Here is a 21,251-nt window from a genome sequence, read left to right as displayed (position 1 = left end):
TGTAAGGGAAGTTCCGAAGAACCTCCCCATTGTCTAGCCTTTTTTAGTTATATTCCTGGAATATTGCTCAGTGGCTTCACGTTCCAGCCCGCCTTCTTCCCATAAGTATTTTTTGGTATCTGCAACAATTACGCCACTAAGCGCGATAAGTGAAACCAGGTTAGGAATAGCCATTAATGCATTCATAGCATCAGCAAGATCCCATACCAGCGTAAGGGAAGTCACTGAACCCAAAAATACAGCAATAACCCAGACAACACGATAAGGCGTGATTGACTTTTTGCCAAACAAATACTCCATTGCCCGCTCGCCATAGTAGGACCAGCCCAGAATGGTGGAAAATACGAAAGTGAGCAGACCAACACTAAGCACGATAGGCCCAACAACTGGAATCTGGGCAAAGGCAGCTTTTGTCAGAGCTGCACCTGATAATTGGTTGAGAGCTGCCGGATTTTCAATAACGCTGCTCACAAGAACCAGGCCTGTCATAGCACATACCACTACTGTATCCCAAAAAGTACCTGTCATAGATACCAGCCCCTGACGCACCGGGTTCCTGGTCTGAGCTGCAGCGGCCACAATTGGAGCCGAACCTAAGCCTGACTCATTGGAAAATAAACCCCGGGCAATACCATAACGCATCGCCATCATCACACTGGCCCCAACAAAGCCACCGCCCGCAGCCTGGGGCGTAAATGCCGCCTCAACGATTAGCGAAATCGTTGCCGGCAGATAAGAAGCATTCATACCAAGGATGATTGCACAACCAAAGACATAAAAAATTGCCATAAACGGAACCAGCTTTTCACATACGCTGGCAATAGACTTGACGCCACCCAGGATTACCACGGCTGTCAGCACAGCTAAAACACCGCCTGACAAATAAGGACTTACGCCCATAGTCTCTTGCATCATAGCAGAGATTGAATTAGCCTGCACCATGTTGCCAATACCAAATGCAGCAATAGAAGTAAATACACAAAACAGCACAGCCAGCCATTTCATATTTAAGCCATTTTCCAGCGCATACATCGGCCCACCAAGCATAGTGCCGTCCGATGTCTTAACGCGATAACGAACAGAAAGCAAAGCTTCTGCATATTTGGTTGCCATACCGAATACCCCTGTTAACCAACACCACAACACAGCTCCGGGACCGCCAAGACCAACAGCCGTGGCCACACCCACAATATTACCGGTACCAATGGTAGCGGCAAGCGCTGTTGTCAGTGCCCCAAACTGGCTGACATCCCCTTCACCTGACCGGTCTTTACTAACTGACAGCTTAATGGCTTTCCATACGTATTTTTGAATAAATCTAAGCCGGTAAGTTAAGAATAGATGAGTTCCAAATAATAAAATAAGCATCGGTGGTCCCCAAAGATAACCATTAGCCCAGTTAATCAAATCATGAAACCCCTGCATACATAATCCGCCTCCTTTATATTTAACATAATCTGACCCGCAGATACTCTTGCATTTCCCCCCTTTACATTTTATTGCTATAATCCCTTAAAGAATATAATTATTTTCACTGTTAGTCAATCCTTTTTGGCAATCCGGTTTCTATACATTCGTGTATACACGCGGAACCCGCTTACCGACCATACATACCAGCTCGTAATTAATTGTCCCTAAAATACCGGCTACCTCATCTGTCGTTAACGCCGATGTTCCAAACAAAATGGCGGTGTCCCCCGGCTTGACATCAGCAATACCAGTAACATCTGCCATACATTGATCCATACAGATTCTCCCCACTAAGGGCGCACGGTTGCCATTAATTAAGACATCTGTCCGTCCGGATAATAATCTTGTCCAGCCGTCGGCATAACCTATAGGCAAGGTGGCAATTTTACGTTCATCAGCTGCAATATACGCCCGGCCATAGCTAATGCCGGTTCCTGCTGCCACGTTCTTGACATGGGCAATCTTCGCCTTAAGGCACATAGCCATCGCCAAAGCAATATTTTGTTTTACTTCCGGTGAAGGCCACAGTCCATACAAGATAATTCCCGGACGAACCATATCCAGATGCGTCTCCGGCATTTCTAAAGTGGCTGCGCTGTTTGCAATATGCCTGATGGGAATATCAATTCCCTTGGCTTGTATTCGTTCCAGTGCCTGCTGAAATCTGGCATACTGCTCATACGCATACGATTTGTCCTTTGCATCAGCGGTGGCAAAATGCGAAAATACTCCTTCAATCTCGACCCCGCTCATTGCAGCTGCCGCAGCAGCAAAATTGCCGGCCTCCTCAGGCAGGATACCAATCCGCCCCATACCTGTATCAATCTTAATATGCAGTTTTACAGGTTTGCCTGTTTCCATTCCAGCCGCTGCCAGTGCCTGCACGGCATCCATGGAATACACAGTCTGAGCAATACCATAAGCAGCCACTGTCCTGGCCTGATGAGGCGGCGTATAACCGAGCACCTGAATGGGCACCAAAATACCAGCTTCCCTAAGTTCAATAGCCTCACCTAAAATGGCTACTGCCAGCCTGTCAGCACCTGCAGACAACACAGCGTGTGCGACGGCTACTGCCCCGTGACCGTAAGCATCAGCCTTGACCACAGCACAGAATTTCACACCAGATTTTAGGCCTTTTTTTATTTCCCTAACATTGTGTTTAATAGCAGCCAAATCAATTTCTGCCCACACAGGACGTTCCAACATAACCCACTAGCCTCCTAAATGAATCGAATCGCCAATTATCATCACGACTTGCGTGATCGTACAGGGTAGAAGATCATCAAGCCTACTAACCAAACCGGACCAATCCAAAGCGACAGCACCGTATCAGAATCTTGGCTCATAATAAAAACTACCAGTGCCAGCATTACCAAACACAAGATACCTGATAGGGGATATAAAGGCATAGGATAGACCAGTTTGGCTGCCACTGCCGGCGGCAGACTTCGCCGAAACTTTATCTGAACCATAAGAATGATGGCCCACACCCACAAACAGGCAAACGTACCAATACTAGTTACATAGGTAAACACTTTGGCCGGAATAAAATAATTGAGTGCCACACCGACCATTAAAAAAGCAGCTGAAACCAATACCCCCCAGACAGGAACCTGACTGTTATTTAACTTACCCAGAAGCGCAGGCGCTTCCCCTTGCCTTGCCAGAGTATACAGCATCCGGCCTGTGCTAAAAACGCCGCTGTTACAGGAGGACAGAGCTGCTGACAGCACAACAAAATTCATTATGCCGGCGGCGCTGCTTATTCCCAATTTCTCAAATACCGCTACAAACGGACTGCCAACATGACCAAGCTCATTCCAGGGATAAATTGACATAATAACATATAGTGAGCCGATATAAAATAATAGAATTCGCCAAAACACTTTGTTAATAGCGACCGGCAATGTCTTTTCCGGCTCTTTGGCTTCTCCGGCGGTAACGCCAATTACTTCAATACCCACATAAGAAAACAGCACCATCGCAAGGGCCATAATCGTCCCACTTACGCCATGCGGGAAAAAGCCGCCATGCTGCCAGAGGTGCCCTATCCCAACAGGAACACCACCATTGCCAAAGCCAAATAAAATCATCCCCAACCCGCCCATAATTAACGCAATGATGGCAATGATTTTGATTAACGCAAACCAGAATTCAAATTCGCCATAGGCTTCTACCGCAATAAGATTAACCCCTGTCATCAAGATTACCGCCAGCAGCGCAGGAATCCACTGCGGCAATTCAGGCAGCCAGTAATTTACATACACTCCCACGGCTGTAATCTCAGCCATGCCTGTCACAACCCACATAAACCAATACGTCCAGCCTGTCAAATAACCAGTCAGCGGTCCCAAAAACCTGTGGGCATACGCGCTAAATGAACCCGCTATCGGGATAGCAACAGCAACTTCACCCAGCGCCCTCAATAAACAGAAAACCACAATACCACCAATAAAGTACGTAACTAGCAAGGATGGACCTGCTGCCTGAATAGCAGCCGACGATCCTAAAAACAGACCTACACCAATCGAACCGCCAATTGCGATAAGCTGAATATGACGCTCTTTGAGCCCACGACGGAGCTCCTGCTGGTTCTCCTGTCTATGCAAAATTTTCCCTCCGCCGCATTTACTACCAAAGAAAGCGAGTCCCCCTTACTACTATATACTTGCGGTCGTAGGCTTAGAACGTTGTTGTTTCTTTTAAACTGACGCCAGTTTATCTGTTTTTTTCCGGCGGGTATTAGTCATCTCATATTTGACAATAAGCTGATCCAGGTAGCCGCTAAGTTCAGTTACTTCGACGTCAGTAAGATCGCCCAACTTTCGTTCCACCAGTTGATGTAACCGCTCACGTACAACCTCAATTTCCCATTCCATTTCCGCCAGAATTGCCACAATACTCCCCCTAATCACATTTTCTAATTAACTGCACCTGCTGCTTAAGCCATTCTAGCCAGTCGGTTAACCCTGCTCCCGTTCTGCAGGACACCTTCATCAAGACAGCTTGTTGATTTAAACCGGTAATATCTCGTACCGCACAATCAAGAGCAAAATCAGTATAGGGAAGTAAGTCAATTTTATTCAAAATAACAGCTGCAGACTGCCTAAATACAAGGGGATATTTTAGCGGCTTGTCCTCTCCTTCCGTAACGCTGAGGACTACCACTTTGGCATGCTCCCCAACGGCAAACTCGGCTGGACAAACCAGATTGCCAACATTTTCGACGATCAGAATATCAATCTCATTCAAATCCAATTGGTCAAGAGCTGACTTAACCATCGTCGCATCAAGATGACATCCGCCCTGGGTATTGATTTGAACCACCGGCGCTCCATAGGCAGCAATACGATCCGCATCTTTAGATGTATATAAATCACCCTCAATGATGGCTATATTAAATTCACTTTTGAGCAGGCTTACCGTCTGCTCCACAAGAGAGGTTTTGCCACAGCCAGGAGAACCCAACAGATTAACTGTAAAAATCCCCCGTCTAGTCAACATGGCATTTAGCTCGGCAGCCACTTCCTCATTCTTTTCCAGGATATTGCTCATTACAGTAATTTCCAACAATTACTCTACCTCCACACTTTCTACTTTTAGCTCACGCCCGGTTAAAATATCAACTGCATGAGAGCCACAGCTTGCACAAGCAAAACAATATTTATCAATACTGCTTTGAACGCCGCAGTCCCGGCAATGTCCTGTCAGCGGAATTATCTGGATTGATAAACAGGCGTTCTCTGCCATTGTTCCTTTAGCCAACGCCACAAAACCAAATTCCAGCGCCTCCGGTACAGTCCCGGTAAGTTCACCCACAATTACTTTAACGCCCAAAACACTAGTGGCGTTATGATTAACGGCCGTATTTAAAGCAATATCCAGTATCCCTTGCGCAATTGCAAGCTCATGCATGGCAATACCCCTAACACAAAATTGTTGTTTACCATTAGTACATCATTTAAATAAATCATTCTCCACTTATCTGTTAATTCCTTCCAGACAAAATTCGTCATTTCCTGCGGTTTTTCTGTTATTTTTCGTATTAATTCAATAAAAAATTACAGTTTCCTTTATCCTTTGGTATTTTCTTACTTAATTAACATAATATTTATAGAATAACCGGTATTTGCGCCGCAGATACTAGGATTAGAAAAATTTCAGGAGGTGTTTATTCTATGGCTAGAAGTAACAAACCTGTTAACCCAGGTGCAGAAAATGCACTTGACCGCATGAAGCTAGAAATAGCAACCGAACTGGGTATTAGTGATCGCGTACGCAGTCAAGGCTGGTCAACCATGACTTCGGCCGATTGTGGCCGGGTAGGTGGTCACATGGTTCGCCGCATGATCGAACAATATGAATCATCCATGGGGGGACAAACTTCCACTCCAAGTGGAACCACCACAACTTCAGGTACTATGACTTCAGGTACCATGACTTCGGGTACCATGACTTCCCAATACGATATTAACAGCAAATAAGTCATAGTAGTATAAAAGGCGGCCTAGCCGCCTTTTATTGTTGCTATCCAAAATCCCACTTAGGTTGGCAAATTCTTGATTTAGCAATTCTTTGCCGCTGCTTCTATGTATCAGCTTATCCACCCGGCGAATTTGTATTCACTGATTCAAAATATACAATAATCTCCGTGCCCAGCTTGACTGGTGTATTGGGAGCAACACTTTGCTTTGCAACCATTCCGGTACCCACAGGTACAAAGGTGAGCCCAAGTTCATGTAAAGTGTCACCAGCTTCTCTGATGGACTTGCCTGCAAGTGCAGGAACTAATATATGCCCATACGGCACTTCCGGAGGCGGCCCGGGGCTAGTTGGGACATCTGACGGCGCCAGGGACTCTACTGTCTTTACAGGCGGTACTACATAACTGCCCCCATCAGGGTGAATATTTAACACTCGCATAACCTGTGTCATAATATCACTAAATACCGGTGCTGCAATTGTCCCGCCATAATAAATACCACTCGGATCATCAAGCACAATCAATGCCGCTACCTGCGGATCATCAACAGGCCCAAAACCGGCAAAAGAGGCAATATAATGCCCGGCTAAATAGCCGCCGCCGTTGGGATTTAACTTTTCAGCTGTACCTGTTTTCCCAGCAAAACGGTAGCCCTTAACGGTCGCCAGTTTACCGCCGCCTTCATGTACTACCTTCTCTAGTAACGCGGTTAGGGTACGGGCTGTTTCCGGGCTAATAACCTGTCTGACAACAACCGGATCAAAAGTTTCCGCCAGCGTGCCATCCTCGTTACGATATTCTTTAATAATCCGCGGTTTTAGCAGCACCCCATCATTGGCAATAGCGGCAATAGCAGCCGTAAGTTGTAGTGGTGTAACCGCAATACTCTGGCCAATCGACATGGTTGCAGTATCGCTATCGCGCATATCCCGGGGATCAAACAGCAGGCCTTCGGCCTCCCCTGGCAACTCTATACCTGTAATCTTGCCAAACCCAAATGCCCGTGCATAGCTTGTCAGTTTGGCCGCACCAACCCGCAAACCAACTTCAACAAAACCAGTGTTGATAGAATTCTTTATAATTTCAGTAAATGGTATATTGCCATAGCTCTCGCCACTCCAGTTTTTGATCTGCCGCCCGGATACCTCTACATACCCTTTATCGATAAACCGCTCATCCGGTCGTACCTTGCCCTCCTCCAATGCCGCCGCCGCAATAACTGCTTTAAAAGTCGAACCCGGTTCATATACATCAGATACAGCCCGATTTTTCCAGGCTTCTGAGCTATAGCTGCCAAATTGATTAGGGTTATACGTGGGGCGGCTGGCCATAGCGAGAATCTCCCCAGTCTTAGGCTGCACAATGATAACCGTACCCGTCTTTGCACCCGTCTTCGCCATGGCAGCATCAAGTGCCCTTTCGACAATATATTGAATGTTGCTGTCAATCGTCAGGTAAATTGAACGTCCCTTTTTTTCCGGTATAAAAGAAAATATGGATTGGAATATGGGTGTACCATAGCTGTCTGTAGCAATAACCTGTTTACGAATCTGACCCTTAATAACCTTATCCAGTGACATTTCTAGTCCTTCCAGACCAACATCATCTGTACCCACAAAACCCAGCACCTGCGCCGCCAAATTATCATTAGGATAATACCGTTTACTTTCCTCGATAAAACCCAGTCCTGTAAGCTGGTGGTCCTTGATAAGCGCAGAAACTGCCTTAGCTACATCCGGTTCCAGCGTCCGTTTAAGCCAAACAAAACGAGCTCCGTCCGTTAATCGCTCCTTAATATCTGCGGATGTTACACCAAGAACCGGTGCTAATAAAGCCGCTAATCCATCAATATCTTTTACTTCCTGTGGATCAGCATAAAGGGACTTATTTAGACTGCTTACCGCTAATTGCTGCCCGTTCCGGTCATATATCGTGCCCCGAGGCGACTGCATTACCCGGCTTTCGCTAACTTGATCCTTTACCCTGTTACTCAGACGTTGCCCCTCACCGAATTGAATCCAGGCAATTCTCCCTGCTAAACCAAATATCACCAGCATGGTTACCGTCAAAAACCAAGCCAGGCGTTTTTGCATATTTACCGGCGTTGCCATCTATGTCAGCCCTTCCTTGGATAGATATTCTATAGGTTATTCGGCATAGAGCCTTAATACCCTGCAAAAAAGAAGGAAGACATCGCCTCAAAATGCGATGTCCCCCCAACAGTGCCTTTGCACTGCAACATACATTATTGCACCGAATTTCCCTCTTTTGCACAGGCTTCGGTACCCTTTTCTTTATGTGTGCTCTTCCACCAGAGTCCAATCGCTACTACCCCTGCCGTAACTGCCGCCGGCAACAGCCATTCGGGTATCACGGCATGAATAACCGGACCAATTTTTTCATCAGCCACCATCATTTCGCCGGCCGTCCAGGCAATAAGCGCGGCTCCGAGATACACAACTATCGGGAACTTGTCCATAATTTTAATAATAATTTGACTGCCAAAAACAATCAATGGGATACTAAACGCAAGTCCTATGCCAAGCAAAACATAATCGCCTTTGGCTACTGCAGCAATTGCCAGGGTATTATCAAGACTCATAACTAAATCTGCGATAATAATGGTCTTTACAGCCCCTACGAACGAAGTGTTGGCTTCAATATTTTCACCGCCATCATCCTCCATAAGTAATTTAGCCGCAATCCAAATAAGAAGTAAACCGCCAAAAAACTGAACATAAGGAATTTGCAAAAGTACAACAGCTACAATTGTAAGAATAACGCGCAGGACTATCGCCCCGCCACTACCCCATAGGATCGCTTGCTTTTGTTGCTTCGGGGGTAAAGAGCGGCTCGCCAAAGCAATGACCACTGCATTGTCGCCGCTAAGTACGATGTTAACCATCATAATACTAGCTAGTGCTACCAAAAACTCCACTTTTTCGCACCCCTTTTATTATTATCACTTTGTAGCACTGGTGATAAAGGACACTATATCTTATTATCAGATTTTAATATCATCTATCAAGAGGTACTACCACAAATTATTTTACTCCCCCGTATCCGAATGTGCAAGTCTCTAAATGACTTGTTACTTCACTAACCAGATTCAATGTAATGTATCTTTTATCACTCTGAGGGCGTTTTTCCAGCATATCTTATCAATTTTCGCCTGACTAAATCCTGCTTTTTCCAAAGCATCTACCAGTTTACTCATTTCGCCGGCATGAGCCAATTCCAGTTCTGGGCTAATGCCGTCAAAGTCTGACCCAATCGCAATGACCTCTATCCCACCCACGTTATAGATATGTTGGATATGAAGAACCATATCTTCAACCCGGCTGACCGGTGCACTGCCCAAAAAGGATTTTTCAAAATTAATCCCCATGACACCACCCTTTGTGGCTAACAGCTTAATCATCTCATCAGTCAGGTTGCGATGATGAGCGGTTACAGACCAGGCATTAGAATGGGAAGCCACAAACGGTTTTTGTGTCAGTGCAGCCACCTCATAAAAACCCTGATTTGATAAATGGGATACATCAATCATCATCCCCAGCCGGTTCATCTCTGCCACTACTTCCCGGCCAAAGGGCGTAAGACCCTGCTTACGGCATTCGGGCAAGGCGCTCGGATAGCCAATCTCATTAGGATAGTTCCATGTGAGCGTAATCAGCCTAACACCAAGACGGTAGAAATTACGCAAATTAGTCAACTCACCCTTAAACGCCCCGCCTTCCTCAATCGTCAAAAAAGCAGATAATTTGCCATCTGCTTGATTTTGCTGGAATTCACCATAATTTCTTGCCAACGCAATATATTGTTTATTTTCCTCTATTTCCTGGTAAAAGCGATCAATCATTCTAAGTGCTCTCACTAACGGATCACCATCTGTTTGCAGATTAATAAACATAGCAAAAAATTGAGCCTGAGCCTTACCGGCCTGCAGTTTTTCGATATCCACACTAAGCGAGTTACGATAAAGGCCCTCTGACTTATCTCCCTCCATTAAGCACATTATCGTATCACAATGCAAATCAATACTATTCAATTACTGTTCCCCTCTCCTGAGTCCCTTTTACGGAACTTTCTACCAGGGTTCACTATGACTTATACCACTGGCATATATAATACTATGAAACGCATTTGTTTTTATTCGCCTTGCTCTTCCACTACCTCGACACCAGCGGCAAGCTGATGGCTAAACTCATCAAACTCCGCACTGTTCATTATACCAGCCGTACTCAGTTCCTCCCGAAGTTCGTCCTGGCTAAGACCTCGCCATGCTTCATACTGATGACTATCAATCAAAAAGTTATTAATTAGATATCCTAACAAGATGTCTGTCATTAGTTGCTCCTCCTATCAATTATCTTTAGCTACAGCTATACTATAATTAGTATAACCCAAAATAATATCCTTAACTTTAAATAGATGGGGTATCCTGATGAACAATATTCTACTACCTGCGGGTAATACTCAACTACCGGGTGTTTTCCATCCCGCACGCCATCCCTCAGATAAAACGCTAATTATCTCTCATGGCTTCCGGGGCAGTAAGGACGGCGGCGGTCGGGCAATCCGCCTGGCAGAAACCATTGCTGCAACAGATGTTAATGTACTCCGCTATGACTTTACTCCCCTCCAAAACCTATCTTGCCAGATTGCCGAGCTTACAGCCGTTGTTGCCTATTCCCGGCAGACAATCGGCGGACAACTATTTTTGCTGGGGCGCAGCCTGGGCGGCACCACCTCACTGGCAGTAGCCGCCATTGACCCAATGATAAGGGGACTCATCCTCTGGGCTACACCCTGGAACCTTCCCGCTACCTTCCGGTTGGCACTGGGGGCTCATTATGAACAACTGGCGACCGGCACCCCCCTGCAACTAACAGATGAGTATGGTGACCTGTTGCTTACACCAGAATTCATCCAGGATTTTGCCCGCCATAACATCCTAGCCTATGTCCAACAAATAAAACAACGGCCCCTCCTTATTCTCCACGGAACAGCCGATAACATCGTGCCGGCCAGCCAGGCTCAAACTATTTATGAGTTAGCGGCAGAACCAAAAAAGCTAATCCTCTATCCAGACGGCGATCACCACCTGGCCGCACAAAGCAGCCAAGTTAGTGAAGAAATTGCCAGTTGGCTCAGCAATTTCTAGTTCGCTAATGCGACATATAGGGAGAGGGGTTTTACTTTTGGCATTGCCCCTCCTCCGCAATTCCCAAAACTTACAAATTCTGATACACATAAAAAAACGGCTGTTTACCTCTCGGTAAACAGCCGTTTTTTTATGGCGGAGTGGCAGGGATTTGAACCCTGGCAGGCCTCACGACCTCTAACGATTTAGCAAACCGTCCTCTTCAGCCACTTGAGTACCACTCCGTGTCATAAGCTGGTTAGATTATAGCAGATACTCTGCCTCAAGTCAATTGACTTATATGGCGGAGGGGGTGGGATTCGAACCCACGGTCCCTTGCGGGATCACTGGTTTTCAAGACCAGCTCCATAAACCGCTCGGACACCCCTCCGTAGCAAGCACAGTTAGTATTATAACAAATGACAAGATGGCTTGTCAACAAAACAACCCCCGGTAATTTATGTCTGTTTTGCCTTACCTGTTCTTGACCGTGTGCACATTGGCTAGCACAAGTAATACAATAATACACAGAATTGATGATCTAGTAGTAAGAATACTTGCCTCATGCTATAGCCGGGTTAAATCTAGGTTATTTTTTTTATAAAAGGGTTGACTATTAAGGTAAACAGAATTATATTCATTATAGAGATATTTTAAGATAATCATTAATATTTCAAAGGCAGGTGAGATAGATGGATGTAGGCCGACCTAGTTGGCGTCTTTTGTTCAATTTAATAAAAATTAGGGGAATATTCCATTTTTTTCGCCGAATTTATCTGAGTACACCACTTAGCAACACCTTAGCTAAGGGTTATCCGATTGACTAGGTAAAGGTAACTATTTGCATTCCCCTAAAAAGAAAAAAGGGGGGGGAGCATTATGCTTAAAATTTATCGCAGCAATTGCACAGATCTATATGAGCTTACTCTTCAGACGTTGGAACGAGGTGCCTGGTTTAACCTGATTAATCCCACATCCGCGGAACTGGAGCAAGTGGCAGTCACCACTGGCAGCCCACTTGATTTCCTTAAAGCAGCCTTGGACGAAGAAGAACGTTCCCGTATCGAAGTGGAAGAAAATCATATGCTTGTTATCACCAATATTCCTGTTACGCGTGGTCATGATAGTTATGACGCGTTGCCATTAGGCATCGTACTTACTACCGACTACATCATTACGATTTGCCTGGAATCCAACGAAGTCTTAGCTGATTTTAAACCTGAAAATCACCGGTTGTTCAGTACCTTTAAAAAGACCAGATTTCTTTTTCAGATATTATATAAATCGGCTACTTTATATTTGAAATACTTAAAGCAGATTAACCGCCGCACAGACGAGATCGAATGTTATCTGCGCCGATCTATGCAAAATGAGGAAATATTCCAGCTCTTAGAGCTGCAGAAAGGCTTAACCTATTTTGCCGCTTCCCTGCGTTCTAACGGCATCGTCTTGGAAAAGCTCTTGCGACTCCGTTCTACCAGCCAAGTACAACACCTGATTAAAATGTATGAAGAAGATGAAGATCTGTTAGAAGATGTTATTATTGAAAATAAACAGGCTATTGAAATGGTCGAAATGTATAGCCGCATTATGAATGGTATGATGGATACGTTTACTTCCATCATCTCAAACAACCTCAATCGCGTGATGAAATTCCTGGCCTCTATGACCATTATTTTGGCAATACCAACTATGGTTTCAAGCTTTATGGGAATGAATGTTGATGTACCCTTTGGCGGCAACGGTGGCTTTGTTATTACGCTATTATTTGCTGTGGCTGTTACCGCACTTAGTGCCTTTGGTTTATGGCGTAAAGGCATGTTCTAGTAAAAATATGAGCAAGGCAGCTTCCTCCCCTAAGCTATGATTTGTATAAAACAATATTAATAAGCATCCTAAGTGGCTGTACTGGAACTCGATTTCCAGTACAGCCACTTTTTCCTTTACCCTAAACCATCTAATTTAATCTCACGCCCCAACCGGAATGCATAAATATACTGTTCCTTGACCGGTCGACCAAGTATCCGCTCAATTGCCAGCGCATACATACTAAGCTGAACTGCATATTTGCTAACCAATTCATCGACCGCGACGACGCTATCGGTCTTATAATCAATCAAAACTAAACCGTCATCTTCGGCAAACAGGCAGTCAATAATCCCTTGCACGAAAATTTGTTCCCCACAGTTTTGCAGATCTGGATAAAACTTTTCGGCCGGCAGCAGCAGGCTAAATGGCATTTCCCGCCACACCTCGCTCGCCTTCGTCAAACGCTGGCCAAGCTGAGAGGTAAAAAAGGCCTTGATTAAACCAGCATCAACCTCTGCCGCCTGACCAGTCGGCAAAATCTGACAAACTTCCAAGGCACTGGCCTGCTCAGTAATGGCTTGGTTAGAAAACTCGCCAGCTAAATCAATATGTTGCATAACCGTATGCAGCATCATCCCATACTCTACCGGTGTCAGTTGCGAGGTGGCTTGCAGGAAGCGTGGACGGACATGCACGGTCGACGGTTTTGGTGCAAATACAACCTCGGCCTCTTCCCTTTCCACAAATTCAAGACGGCGTTTAATTTCCGACACTGACAGTTTGGCTGGTTTGCTAACTGCGTTCATACATGGATATTGCCAGTTTAAAAGCGTATCCACCCACCGGGTATCAGTATCACAGTCAACCGGTTCCAGCCGCCGGACAGCCGCCAATAATGCGTCATCCGCCTGACCGGCCTGCGTTAACGGTTTATTATCTTCCAGCTTAACTATTTTGATGTTCCAGGCTGAAAGCTGGCCTGCTAACGCTGTCACCGGCTGATCAGGGCACTCACCATACTGGCGAATAGCCTCACCATCGGTATGCCGGGCAACTGCCATACCAACCCAATCCAGATAACTTTTAGCTCTTATGACTTGGCTGACTGGCAGTTTTGCCTGCGGCTCGCCCACTGCCCGGCACCATGTAGCACACTTTTGGGACAACTTTTTGGCCGAACCAACTAAAATGAGTTTTTCCCTGGCCCGGGTCAGGGCCACATACAAAATCCGCTGTTCCTCGGCCTTAGTTTCCAACTCAAGCTTATGGGCAATACCCCATCGAGCCGGTGTCGGATAGCGAAATCTAAGCTCAGGTAACGTAACATACGGCCCAACACCCAGCTCCTTATGACATAATACCAACCCAGTCGTATCCATAAGGTTAAAGTTTTTTCCCATATCAGCCACTATAACTACTGGAAACTCAAGCCCTTTACTTTTATGAATACTCATGACCCTGACAACATCCTCGCTCTCGCCTAACGCCCGGGCTACCGACAAATCAGAATCCTTATTCTTTAGCCGCTCAACAAACCGTAAAAAGCGAAACAGTCCCCTAAAGTTAGTGGTCTCATACTGCCGGGCCCGATCATACAGCGCCCGCAGATTAGCTTGCCGTAAAACTCCACCAGGCATCCCACCCACATAGTCATAGTAACCGGTATCCTGGTAAATACGCCAGATAAGCTCGGCCACACCCTTACGCCGCGCCAAATTACGCCAAGTCGTTAGCTTAGCCAAAAAGCCCTGAACCTTGTGGGAAACAGCCTGAGTATGGCTATAGGCCTGCAATGCGGTCCACAGGCTGCCTTGCGCCAAACACAGTCGAATTTCAGCCAGTTCATCGCCAGTCAGACCAACCAGTGGCGAGCGCAGCACCGCTGCTATTGGAATATCCTGGTGGGGATTATCAATAACTTGCAACAGGGCTAACATAATAGATATCTCGGTTTCTGAAAAATAACCGGAATCCAGTTCTGCATAACAGGGAATCCCGTTTTGCCGCAGCCTATCCTGCAGCGCCTGAGCCTTACCCCGTACCGAACGCAGCAAAATAACAATATCACGGTACAATAAGGGACGATAGCCGCCCGCCTGTTTATCAAACGCCACACAGCAACTGTTGATCAATTCCTGAATACGCTTGGCTATGAGGACAGCCTCCTGCTCAAAAGCAGATAGTTCTTCTTCCGGTATACCATTATCCAGTTGGCTACACTCCTCAATTCCGGACTCTGAACTACTAATCGCCTCGCCCTCGTCAGCGATGCTCTCATCCCCAGCTTTCTCCCTGTCAATCATAATGATTTCTACCGGTCCCTCCAGGCTGTTTCCTACCGTGACCGGATAATCAGGGCCAGGATTAAGCTGCTCTGCCGGTCCGTAATCAAGCTCAGCCGTACGCTCTGTCATAAGCTGGGCAAACAGGAAGTTGACAGCATGAAGAACCCCGGCACGGCTGCGGAAGTTTTTACTCAAATCAATGCGTTTACACCCGACCCGCGTGCCGCTCTGATAACCATGATATTTGTCCATAAACAGAGCCGGCTCAGCCAGGCGGAATCGGTAAATGCTTTGTTTGACATCGCCCACCAGGAAGAGATTGGGCTGCTCAACACTTGCAACAAGCCGGATAATTTCTTCCTGTACTCTGTTGGTATCCTGGTACTCATCGACCATAATTTCGCTAAACCTGGCTTTAAGCTGGAGAGCTACCGGCGAAGGCTTGGTTTCACCTTGCCCTGAATCTGCCGCTCGTAATACCTCCAGGCACAAATGCTCTAAATCATTAAAATCAACAATGCCTTTTTCTTGTTTCGCCAGGGAAAATTTTAATGCAAAGTTCTTAACTAGTTGGACCAAGGCAGCCATGAGCGGCTCAACCTGACGCAAATCAGCCACAAGTTCCGAGCCGCTGCGTTCAAAATAAAATACCCTGGCATCGGTTATCCGCTTTTTGGCTTTATTGCGCTGGTTTTGAAAATAGTCCTTAATTTCCTTAGGCACTTCCTTACCAACTGAGGCAATCCGGGGGAAACTAACCTCTGCCAACGCCTTAGACAACGCTGCCCAGGATGACTGCGCAGCTACCAGCAATTTATCAATAATTTTAATATCTTCGGCATAGGTCTGGGCATAGGCTGTTGGCCTACCCGGTTTGCTAACCTCTGCCATTAGTGCCAGCAGCTGCTGGCGAGCCTCCTCCCAGTCCAGTACTATTTTATCCCGGACCAGGGATGACCAGGGAGTCTCATCAAAAGTTGCTGCTGGCGGCAAAAGAAAAGCGTCAGGTAAACCAGTTAGCCAATTCTCCGGCCAGGGATGACTGCGGGAAAACTCATATAACTTCAGCACCAGTCCAGCAAGAGAATTATCATTGACTTCGTCTCCATAATAGTCAATCAGCATCAAAAAATCTGTATCTGCCTGCAGGTAGCTTTCCTCAAACACAGCCTCAAGCACATCACTCTTGATTAATGTCACCTCGGCATCATTAGCCACCCGGAAATTAGGTTCAATGGCCAGCAGATAAAAATACTGCCGCACAATGCCCTGACAGAAGGCATGTAAGGTAGAAATATTGGCTGCATTTAGCAGCACCAACTGTCGCTCGACATGGCGCCTAAGCTCAACATCAGTGAGCTCAGGCTGCCTAAGTACAGTATTTAAGGCTTCACCAATGCGACCGCGCATCTCGTTAGCCGCCGCATTGGTAAAGGTCACCACCAGCAGACTATCCACACTCAGCCGTTCGTCAGGGTCAATGATCCGGCTAATAATCCGTTCCACCAGCACCCAGGTCTTACCCGACCCGGCAGCTGCCGCCACCAACAGATTATGATTACGGGTTTCAATCGCCGCTTGTTGCTCAGGAGAGCATTGCATTACTCACCGCCTCCTTTCCGTTGACGCAATTCCCTCATAATAGCCTCATCAGCCAGCTTAGGAAGCGCCAAATAGTCATTTTCCGGCAAATTACCGTCAAACTGGCATACTGGCAGGAAGGCACAATAGCCACAGGGTGTACTTTTCTCCAAGCGATACGGCCTAATGGCTGTTTCGCCATCAAGAATGGCGGCCGCTACAGCCAGCAGCTCCTGTTCAACATGGGTTAATAATATCTTGAATTCTTCCTCTGTTTTGAGCTTATCCCTACAACTTTCGTAAAAACCGTTTTTACCCAACGCAATCTTAAAAAACTCAGACCAACCGTTAATCGCTGCATCCAATAAGCCGACAATATCTGTATCAGCCAGTAACCAGCCTGGCATTTTGAGCCGGCTGTTAATATCTTTTTCAATTTGCTCTGGTGTTTTCAGAGTTGTCCCCGAAATAACAGGATTTTTTAAAAAATAATATAATACCCCTGCCGGCAGACAAGCATTAGGACCGTTCCGGGCGCTCACCGCCACTAATAAATAAGTTAGCAATTGCAGCTTAAGACCATAGTAAACCTCAGTCAAACTGAGCCAAGCCCCGCCTGATTTATAGTCAATAACCAGCACATAGTTTTGGTTGTCATACTCACCCATGTCCAGGCGGTCAATCTGCCCGGCTACTTCCACAATAGCATCCGGCAGAGTAAGCTTAAGCGGCGGCAGCGCGTCTAACCCCCGGCCAAAAGCCTGCTCAAATGCCACCGGCCGAAACTGAGTGACCTCGCCCCAGGCTGCCAGACGGCTGACAGCCCGGATAGCCCGCCGCGTCAGCCTGGTGACCAAATGCTCATGCTGCTTGCTGCTTAGCAGTATTTCATTCTGCAGCTTAGGGGCTAACTGGGTGACAATATCCCCACATAATTCACTAATTTGATTGCCGGTAAGCTCTCCCCAGCTTTGATTGCGTGCAGCCAGCCTGTCACCAAATGATTTCAGCACAGCATGCAAAAACTGTCCCAAATCAGGTGCCGCAAGTTGATAGACAGCCCGCTCCTTAAGGTTCAGTCCATACTGGGCAAAATGCTTAAACGGACAGGCGCGAAACGCTTCAAACCGGGTCACACTACCTCGCAGTACACCATTTTTCATATATAGGCGGCCAGGAAGTCCAGGCTGTAACGGCTCTAGCTGGTTATGATGAAATAACCCGGCTAAACTTACCCTAAGCGGTTCACGCCACTGAGGCTGCATCAGCGCCCAGTTATAAACATCCCACCAGGCCGGGCTGATATTTCCAGTCTCCCGATATAGCCTAAGCACCCCGGCCAATGCTGCCAGCGCCCGCTCAGGCCTGGCAAGATACTCGGCTTCCCGCCCCGCCGGCGGTTCAATTGGCAGCGCCACAGGCAAAACACCAGTAATTTCTTTTAAGCGTCTGATAATGGCTGAAGGTGCCAGCGCTTTTCCTTCCGCATCGGCCAGCGGATAGCTAACCCATAGGTGCTGGCTAGCCCGCGTCAAAGCTGTGTATACCAAAAACTGCTCCGCAAAGACATCGGCCACTGCCCCGCTGCCAAGTTCCAGCCCCAGCGTTCGCAGCAACGCTCGTTCACCATCATTCAACAGCCCCTCGTCCCTGCGCCGGCGCGGCAATATGCCATCACTCACCCCCGGGACAAAGGCGGCCTTTATTCGCAATCGCCGCGTCCGTTCGAGGGCGGCAATTGTAACATAATCAAGCCCAGGCGGAATTAAACTAAGATTGGTACCCTCCAGCCCTTCACTGACAATAGCAGCAAACTCCGCTAGGCTCAACGGCTGCTCTGCAAACGTATCCACAATCTGATCTAACAGTTCCACCAGTTTAGGCCACATCTGCTGATGTTCCCTCGCCTGTTCAAGATCCCCGGCAGCTTCAGCAGAAACCGCCCAGGCCGCCAGCGTATCAGCCACATGTAAGCTTTGTAAAAATTCATAGACAGCTTGTACCAATTCTACCGGTGTCAAACCCTTCTTTATCGCCGGTGTTATTTTCCCGGCTAAGAGTACCAGCGCGGCTGTACTATCATGGCGGATAGTATTAATCTGGCACAAATATTCCTGCTCAGCAGCATCAGGCTCATCACCAGCCCACTCGTCCTCAGCCAATGAGTACCGACGCCGGAACGCCCACTCGTCCGGTTTTGTCCACCTTGATCCGCGAATACCAAATTCCAGACAGTAGTTTTCCAATAGGTCCACCTGGTCACGGGTCACTGGCAGTAAATCTGTTTTTAAACAACGAAAAACCGGCTCATAAGTCCATCTTTCCAGCACAACATCAAGTGCAGAACGCAGCAATTCGGCCAGCGGATGATGTACCGCCGGACGGCTATTATCACTGAAAAAAGGAATATTATAAGCAGTCAGCACAGTTGTCATTAACTCGGCATAGCTATCCATGTCCCGAATAAGGATAGCCATATCCCGCCATCGTAAGCCTTCTTCCCGGCTCAGCCTAATTATTTCACGAGCTATGGCCTCAGCCTCTGTCCGGCGATTAGCCGCTTCTGCCAACATAAAGCTGTTATCCGGCGTAACCGTTTTAGCCGGATTCCAGCCGCTATAAAACTGCTGTTCAATAGCTGCCAGTGCTGGTCTGACAAAACGATGCGGCAGTATGAGTTCCTGCTGCTCAGTTTTAATCTGCAGCTCGGCCGCCAGTTTTTTTAATTTCTGATACGTTTCCCATTGACGGTGAAACAACGCTTCTTCGCGGGAATGCAACTCACTTTCCGGCTGGTTCAGACATAGAGTTACCGTCACAGACTGTGTCGCTTCTAACATAGCTGTTATTACGGCATATTCCTGTGGGGTAAAAAAGGTAAAGCCATCCACCCACACTTCAGCCTGCCTCAGCAGAGAAGACCCGGGAATTTTCTCTGCCAACAAGGTAAGATAATCCTCCGGGTCAATATACCGTCCGGCTAAAAAGTCCTCAAATCCCTGGTACAATAACGCCAGATCCTGCATTTTAGCCGTTAACGCCTGATTACATTCTTGCTCGTTGGCTATCGCGGTAAGTACGTCCGGCCCTACGCCATAGGTTTTAAACTCCTTCACTAAGCCCGCAACCGTAGCGGCAAAACTTTTTTCTGCAGCCGCCCGTGAGAGTAGTTTGAAATTACTTTTATTCTCCATTAATAACCGGCTAAAGACCATGCGTTTTCCCAATTCCGATATATGCGGTCTGGCTGCACCGCCGGTTTCATTGAGTACCCGGTGCGCCAGCCGGCGAAAGCCCAGCACATGAGCCCGCATAAAGCCCTGAGACGGACAGGCGGCAGCCAGCGCCTGCTCAATTTCATAAGTAGCCTGTTCAGGCACAATAAAAAGAAGCGGCCGGCCATCAGGCGATTCGGCCAGCCGGGCGACTATCTCATGAAAACACTGCCAGGTCTTGCCGTAACCAGCCTGGCCTAGGATAAATTTAAGTTTCAAACGCCGTCCCCTCCTAAAATTTAGCCTTGAAAAAATTTCGTGAGAACAAATATGTGTTATCTATATTTAATCATAGTAAAGAATGGCGTAAACTGCAATACATATTCCGCACATCAATATGCGTCTTTGTGAATATCTGTAATTTTTTCGGTTCACCAAAATAAAAGACCCATCCAAAGATGAGTCTTTTATTTTGGCACCTGATCACTTATTGCGGCTTTTTTCCAAACCACTGTTCATATATTCTGGCATATTCGCCATTTTGTTTGATTTCATCCAACGCCTTATTGATTTTACCTGCTAGTTCAGTGTTTTTCTTAGCGACTGCAATGCCATACTCCTCAGCATTAAGAACCTCACCAACCAACTTGGCATCTTTGCTGCCACCTTTGGCCAGGTAGTATTCGTTTACCGGCAAGTCATTGACAACTGCATCCGCCCCGTCAGCCTTGAGCTCAAGATAGGCTTCGGACGCACTGTTATACTCGCGGACTTTGGCATCTTTAATCTTCTTAACGGCTTCCGCACCGGTAGTGCCTATTTGTACAGCAATCCGCTTGCCCTCTAATTCTTTGAAATTATTAATTGTTACATTGTCTGACTTAACAACAATTGATAAACCAGATTTATAATACGGCTTGGAAAAGTTAACCTTTTTAGCGCGTTCATCAGTAATAGTCATAGCTGATGCAATGGCGTCTATCTGACTGCCTTCCAGCGCCGGAATCAAGCCATCAAAACCTGTATTGACAATTTGAACTTCCATCCCCATCTGTTTGCCAATAGCCTTCATAATATCCACATCAAAACCAACATATTCCTTGCTTTTTTCGTCTTGGAACTCAAATGGCGGAAATGTAGCTTCAGCACCCACCTTGAGAACTTTGGCAGTTGGTGACTGATTACCACCGCAGCCAGCAAGACCTAAAGTCAAAACCAACAAGATTAGACCAGCAAAGGCCATCCCTCTTTTGAACATA

The 21,251-nt window shown here is 46.8% G+C and carries 16 protein-coding genes and 2 tRNA genes; 3 read left to right on the top strand and 15 right to left on the bottom strand.

Going from position 1 to position 21,251, the window contains the following annotated elements; genetic code table 11:
• Window positions 1-33 precede the first annotated feature (33 nt).
• The 6 genes from AC1ECB_RS24260 to AC1ECB_RS24235 form a co-directional block, all read right to left on the bottom strand.
• Window positions 34-1,425 carry an alanine/glycine:cation symporter family protein gene (locus tag AC1ECB_RS24260; protein WP_485666190.1) on the bottom strand — a complete coding sequence of 464 codons (1,392 nt, stop codon included), beginning with the start codon at window positions 1,423-1,425 and terminating at the stop codon, window positions 34-36.
• A 141-nt stretch (window positions 1,426-1,566) separates the two neighbouring features.
• Window positions 1,567-2,679, bottom strand: coding sequence for an alanine racemase (gene alr, locus AC1ECB_RS24255; protein ID WP_485666189.1), 1,113 nt, complete (start codon window positions 2,677-2,679; stop codon window positions 1,567-1,569).
• 41 nt (window positions 2,680-2,720) lie between these two features.
• Window positions 2,721-4,082 (bottom strand): amino acid permease, encoded by a 1,362-nt coding sequence (locus AC1ECB_RS24250; protein ID WP_485666188.1) that lies wholly within the window; start codon window positions 4,080-4,082, stop codon window positions 2,721-2,723.
• A gap of 93 nt (window positions 4,083-4,175) precedes the next feature.
• Entirely contained in the window at window positions 4,176-4,370 is a 195-nt protein-coding gene (locus AC1ECB_RS24245) for an aspartyl-phosphate phosphatase Spo0E family protein (RefSeq protein WP_021168371.1), read from the bottom strand.
• 10 nt (window positions 4,371-4,380) lie between these two features.
• Window positions 4,381-5,043, bottom strand: coding sequence for a hydrogenase nickel incorporation protein HypB (hypB, locus tag AC1ECB_RS24240; protein WP_485669399.1), 663 nt, complete (start codon window positions 5,041-5,043; stop codon window positions 4,381-4,383).
• Between the two features lie 3 nt (window positions 5,044-5,046).
• On the bottom strand, window positions 5,047-5,388 hold the full coding sequence (locus tag AC1ECB_RS24235; RefSeq protein ID WP_485666187.1) for a hydrogenase maturation nickel metallochaperone HypA/HybF: 342 nt from the start codon (window positions 5,386-5,388) through the stop codon (window positions 5,047-5,049).
• Window positions 5,389-5,651: 263 nt separating this feature from the next.
• Here AC1ECB_RS24235 and AC1ECB_RS24230 point away from each other — a divergent pair, with 263 nt between their 5' ends.
• Window positions 5,652-5,957, top strand: coding sequence for an alpha/beta-type small acid-soluble spore protein (locus AC1ECB_RS24230; protein ID WP_485666186.1), 306 nt, complete (start codon window positions 5,652-5,654; stop codon window positions 5,955-5,957).
• A gap of 115 nt (window positions 5,958-6,072) precedes the next feature.
• On the opposite strand, the gene AC1ECB_RS24225 is transcribed toward AC1ECB_RS24230, so the two are convergent.
• The 4 genes from AC1ECB_RS24225 to AC1ECB_RS24210 all read right to left on the bottom strand — a co-directional run bounded on the left by AC1ECB_RS24225 (window position 6,073) and on the right by AC1ECB_RS24210 (window position 10,306).
• A complete protein-coding gene (locus AC1ECB_RS24225) occupies window positions 6,073-8,067 on the bottom strand; it encodes a penicillin-binding protein (RefSeq protein WP_485666185.1) in 1,995 nt (664 codons plus the stop codon).
• Window positions 8,068-8,201: 134 nt separating this feature from the next.
• A complete protein-coding gene (locus tag AC1ECB_RS24220) occupies window positions 8,202-8,894 on the bottom strand; it encodes a TerC family protein (protein ID WP_485666184.1) in 693 nt (230 codons plus the stop codon).
• 171 nt (window positions 8,895-9,065) lie between these two features.
• Window positions 9,066-10,007, bottom strand: a complete 942-nt coding sequence (locus AC1ECB_RS24215) for a dipeptidase (RefSeq protein ID WP_485666183.1) — start codon at window positions 10,005-10,007, stop codon at window positions 9,066-9,068.
• A gap of 101 nt (window positions 10,008-10,108) precedes the next feature.
• Window positions 10,109-10,306: a hypothetical protein gene (locus AC1ECB_RS24210; protein ID WP_485666182.1), complete on the bottom strand. Its 198-nt coding sequence runs from the start codon at window positions 10,304-10,306 to the stop codon at window positions 10,109-10,111.
• 97 nt (window positions 10,307-10,403) lie between these two features.
• On the opposite strand from AC1ECB_RS24210, the gene AC1ECB_RS24205 reads away from it, so the two are divergent.
• Window positions 10,404-11,123 (top strand): alpha/beta hydrolase, encoded by a 720-nt coding sequence (locus AC1ECB_RS24205; protein WP_485666181.1) that lies wholly within the window; start codon window positions 10,404-10,406, stop codon window positions 11,121-11,123.
• A gap of 133 nt (window positions 11,124-11,256) precedes the next feature.
• On the opposite strand, the gene AC1ECB_RS24200 is transcribed toward AC1ECB_RS24205, so the two are convergent.
• A tRNA-Ser gene (locus tag AC1ECB_RS24200) sits at window positions 11,257-11,347 on the bottom strand.
• A 57-nt stretch (window positions 11,348-11,404) separates the two neighbouring features.
• A tRNA-Ser gene (locus AC1ECB_RS24195) sits at window positions 11,405-11,493 on the bottom strand.
• 488 nt (window positions 11,494-11,981) lie between these two features.
• Here AC1ECB_RS24195 and AC1ECB_RS24190 point away from each other — a divergent pair.
• Complete coding sequence (locus AC1ECB_RS24190) at window positions 11,982-12,929, top strand: magnesium transporter CorA family protein (protein ID WP_485666180.1); 948 nt, start codon at window positions 11,982-11,984, stop codon at window positions 12,927-12,929.
• Window positions 12,930-13,045: 116 nt separating this feature from the next.
• Here the strand turns inward: AC1ECB_RS24190 and addA are convergent, their stop codons facing one another.
• From addA to AC1ECB_RS24175, 3 genes are all read right to left on the bottom strand, one after another.
• Window positions 13,046-16,798 (bottom strand): helicase-exonuclease AddAB subunit AddA, encoded by a 3,753-nt coding sequence (gene addA / locus AC1ECB_RS24185; RefSeq protein WP_485666179.1) that lies wholly within the window; start codon window positions 16,796-16,798, stop codon window positions 13,046-13,048.
• On the bottom strand, window positions 16,798-20,271 hold the full coding sequence (gene addB / locus AC1ECB_RS24180) for a helicase-exonuclease AddAB subunit AddB (protein ID WP_485666178.1): 3,474 nt from the start codon (window positions 20,269-20,271) through the stop codon (window positions 16,798-16,800). The genes addA and addB overlap by 1 nt, the downstream gene beginning before the upstream one ends.
• A gap of 208 nt (window positions 20,272-20,479) precedes the next feature.
• Window positions 20,480-21,250 (bottom strand): basic amino acid ABC transporter substrate-binding protein, encoded by a 771-nt coding sequence (locus AC1ECB_RS24175; RefSeq protein WP_485666177.1) that lies wholly within the window; start codon window positions 21,248-21,250, stop codon window positions 20,480-20,482.
• Window position 21,251: the final 1 nt, after the last annotated feature.

The organism is Sporomusa sp. 246TCP1 (genome assembly GCF_057319775.1).
Note: the sequence above shows the minus strand (reverse complement) of the source record. Positions and strands in the feature narration are given on the sequence as shown.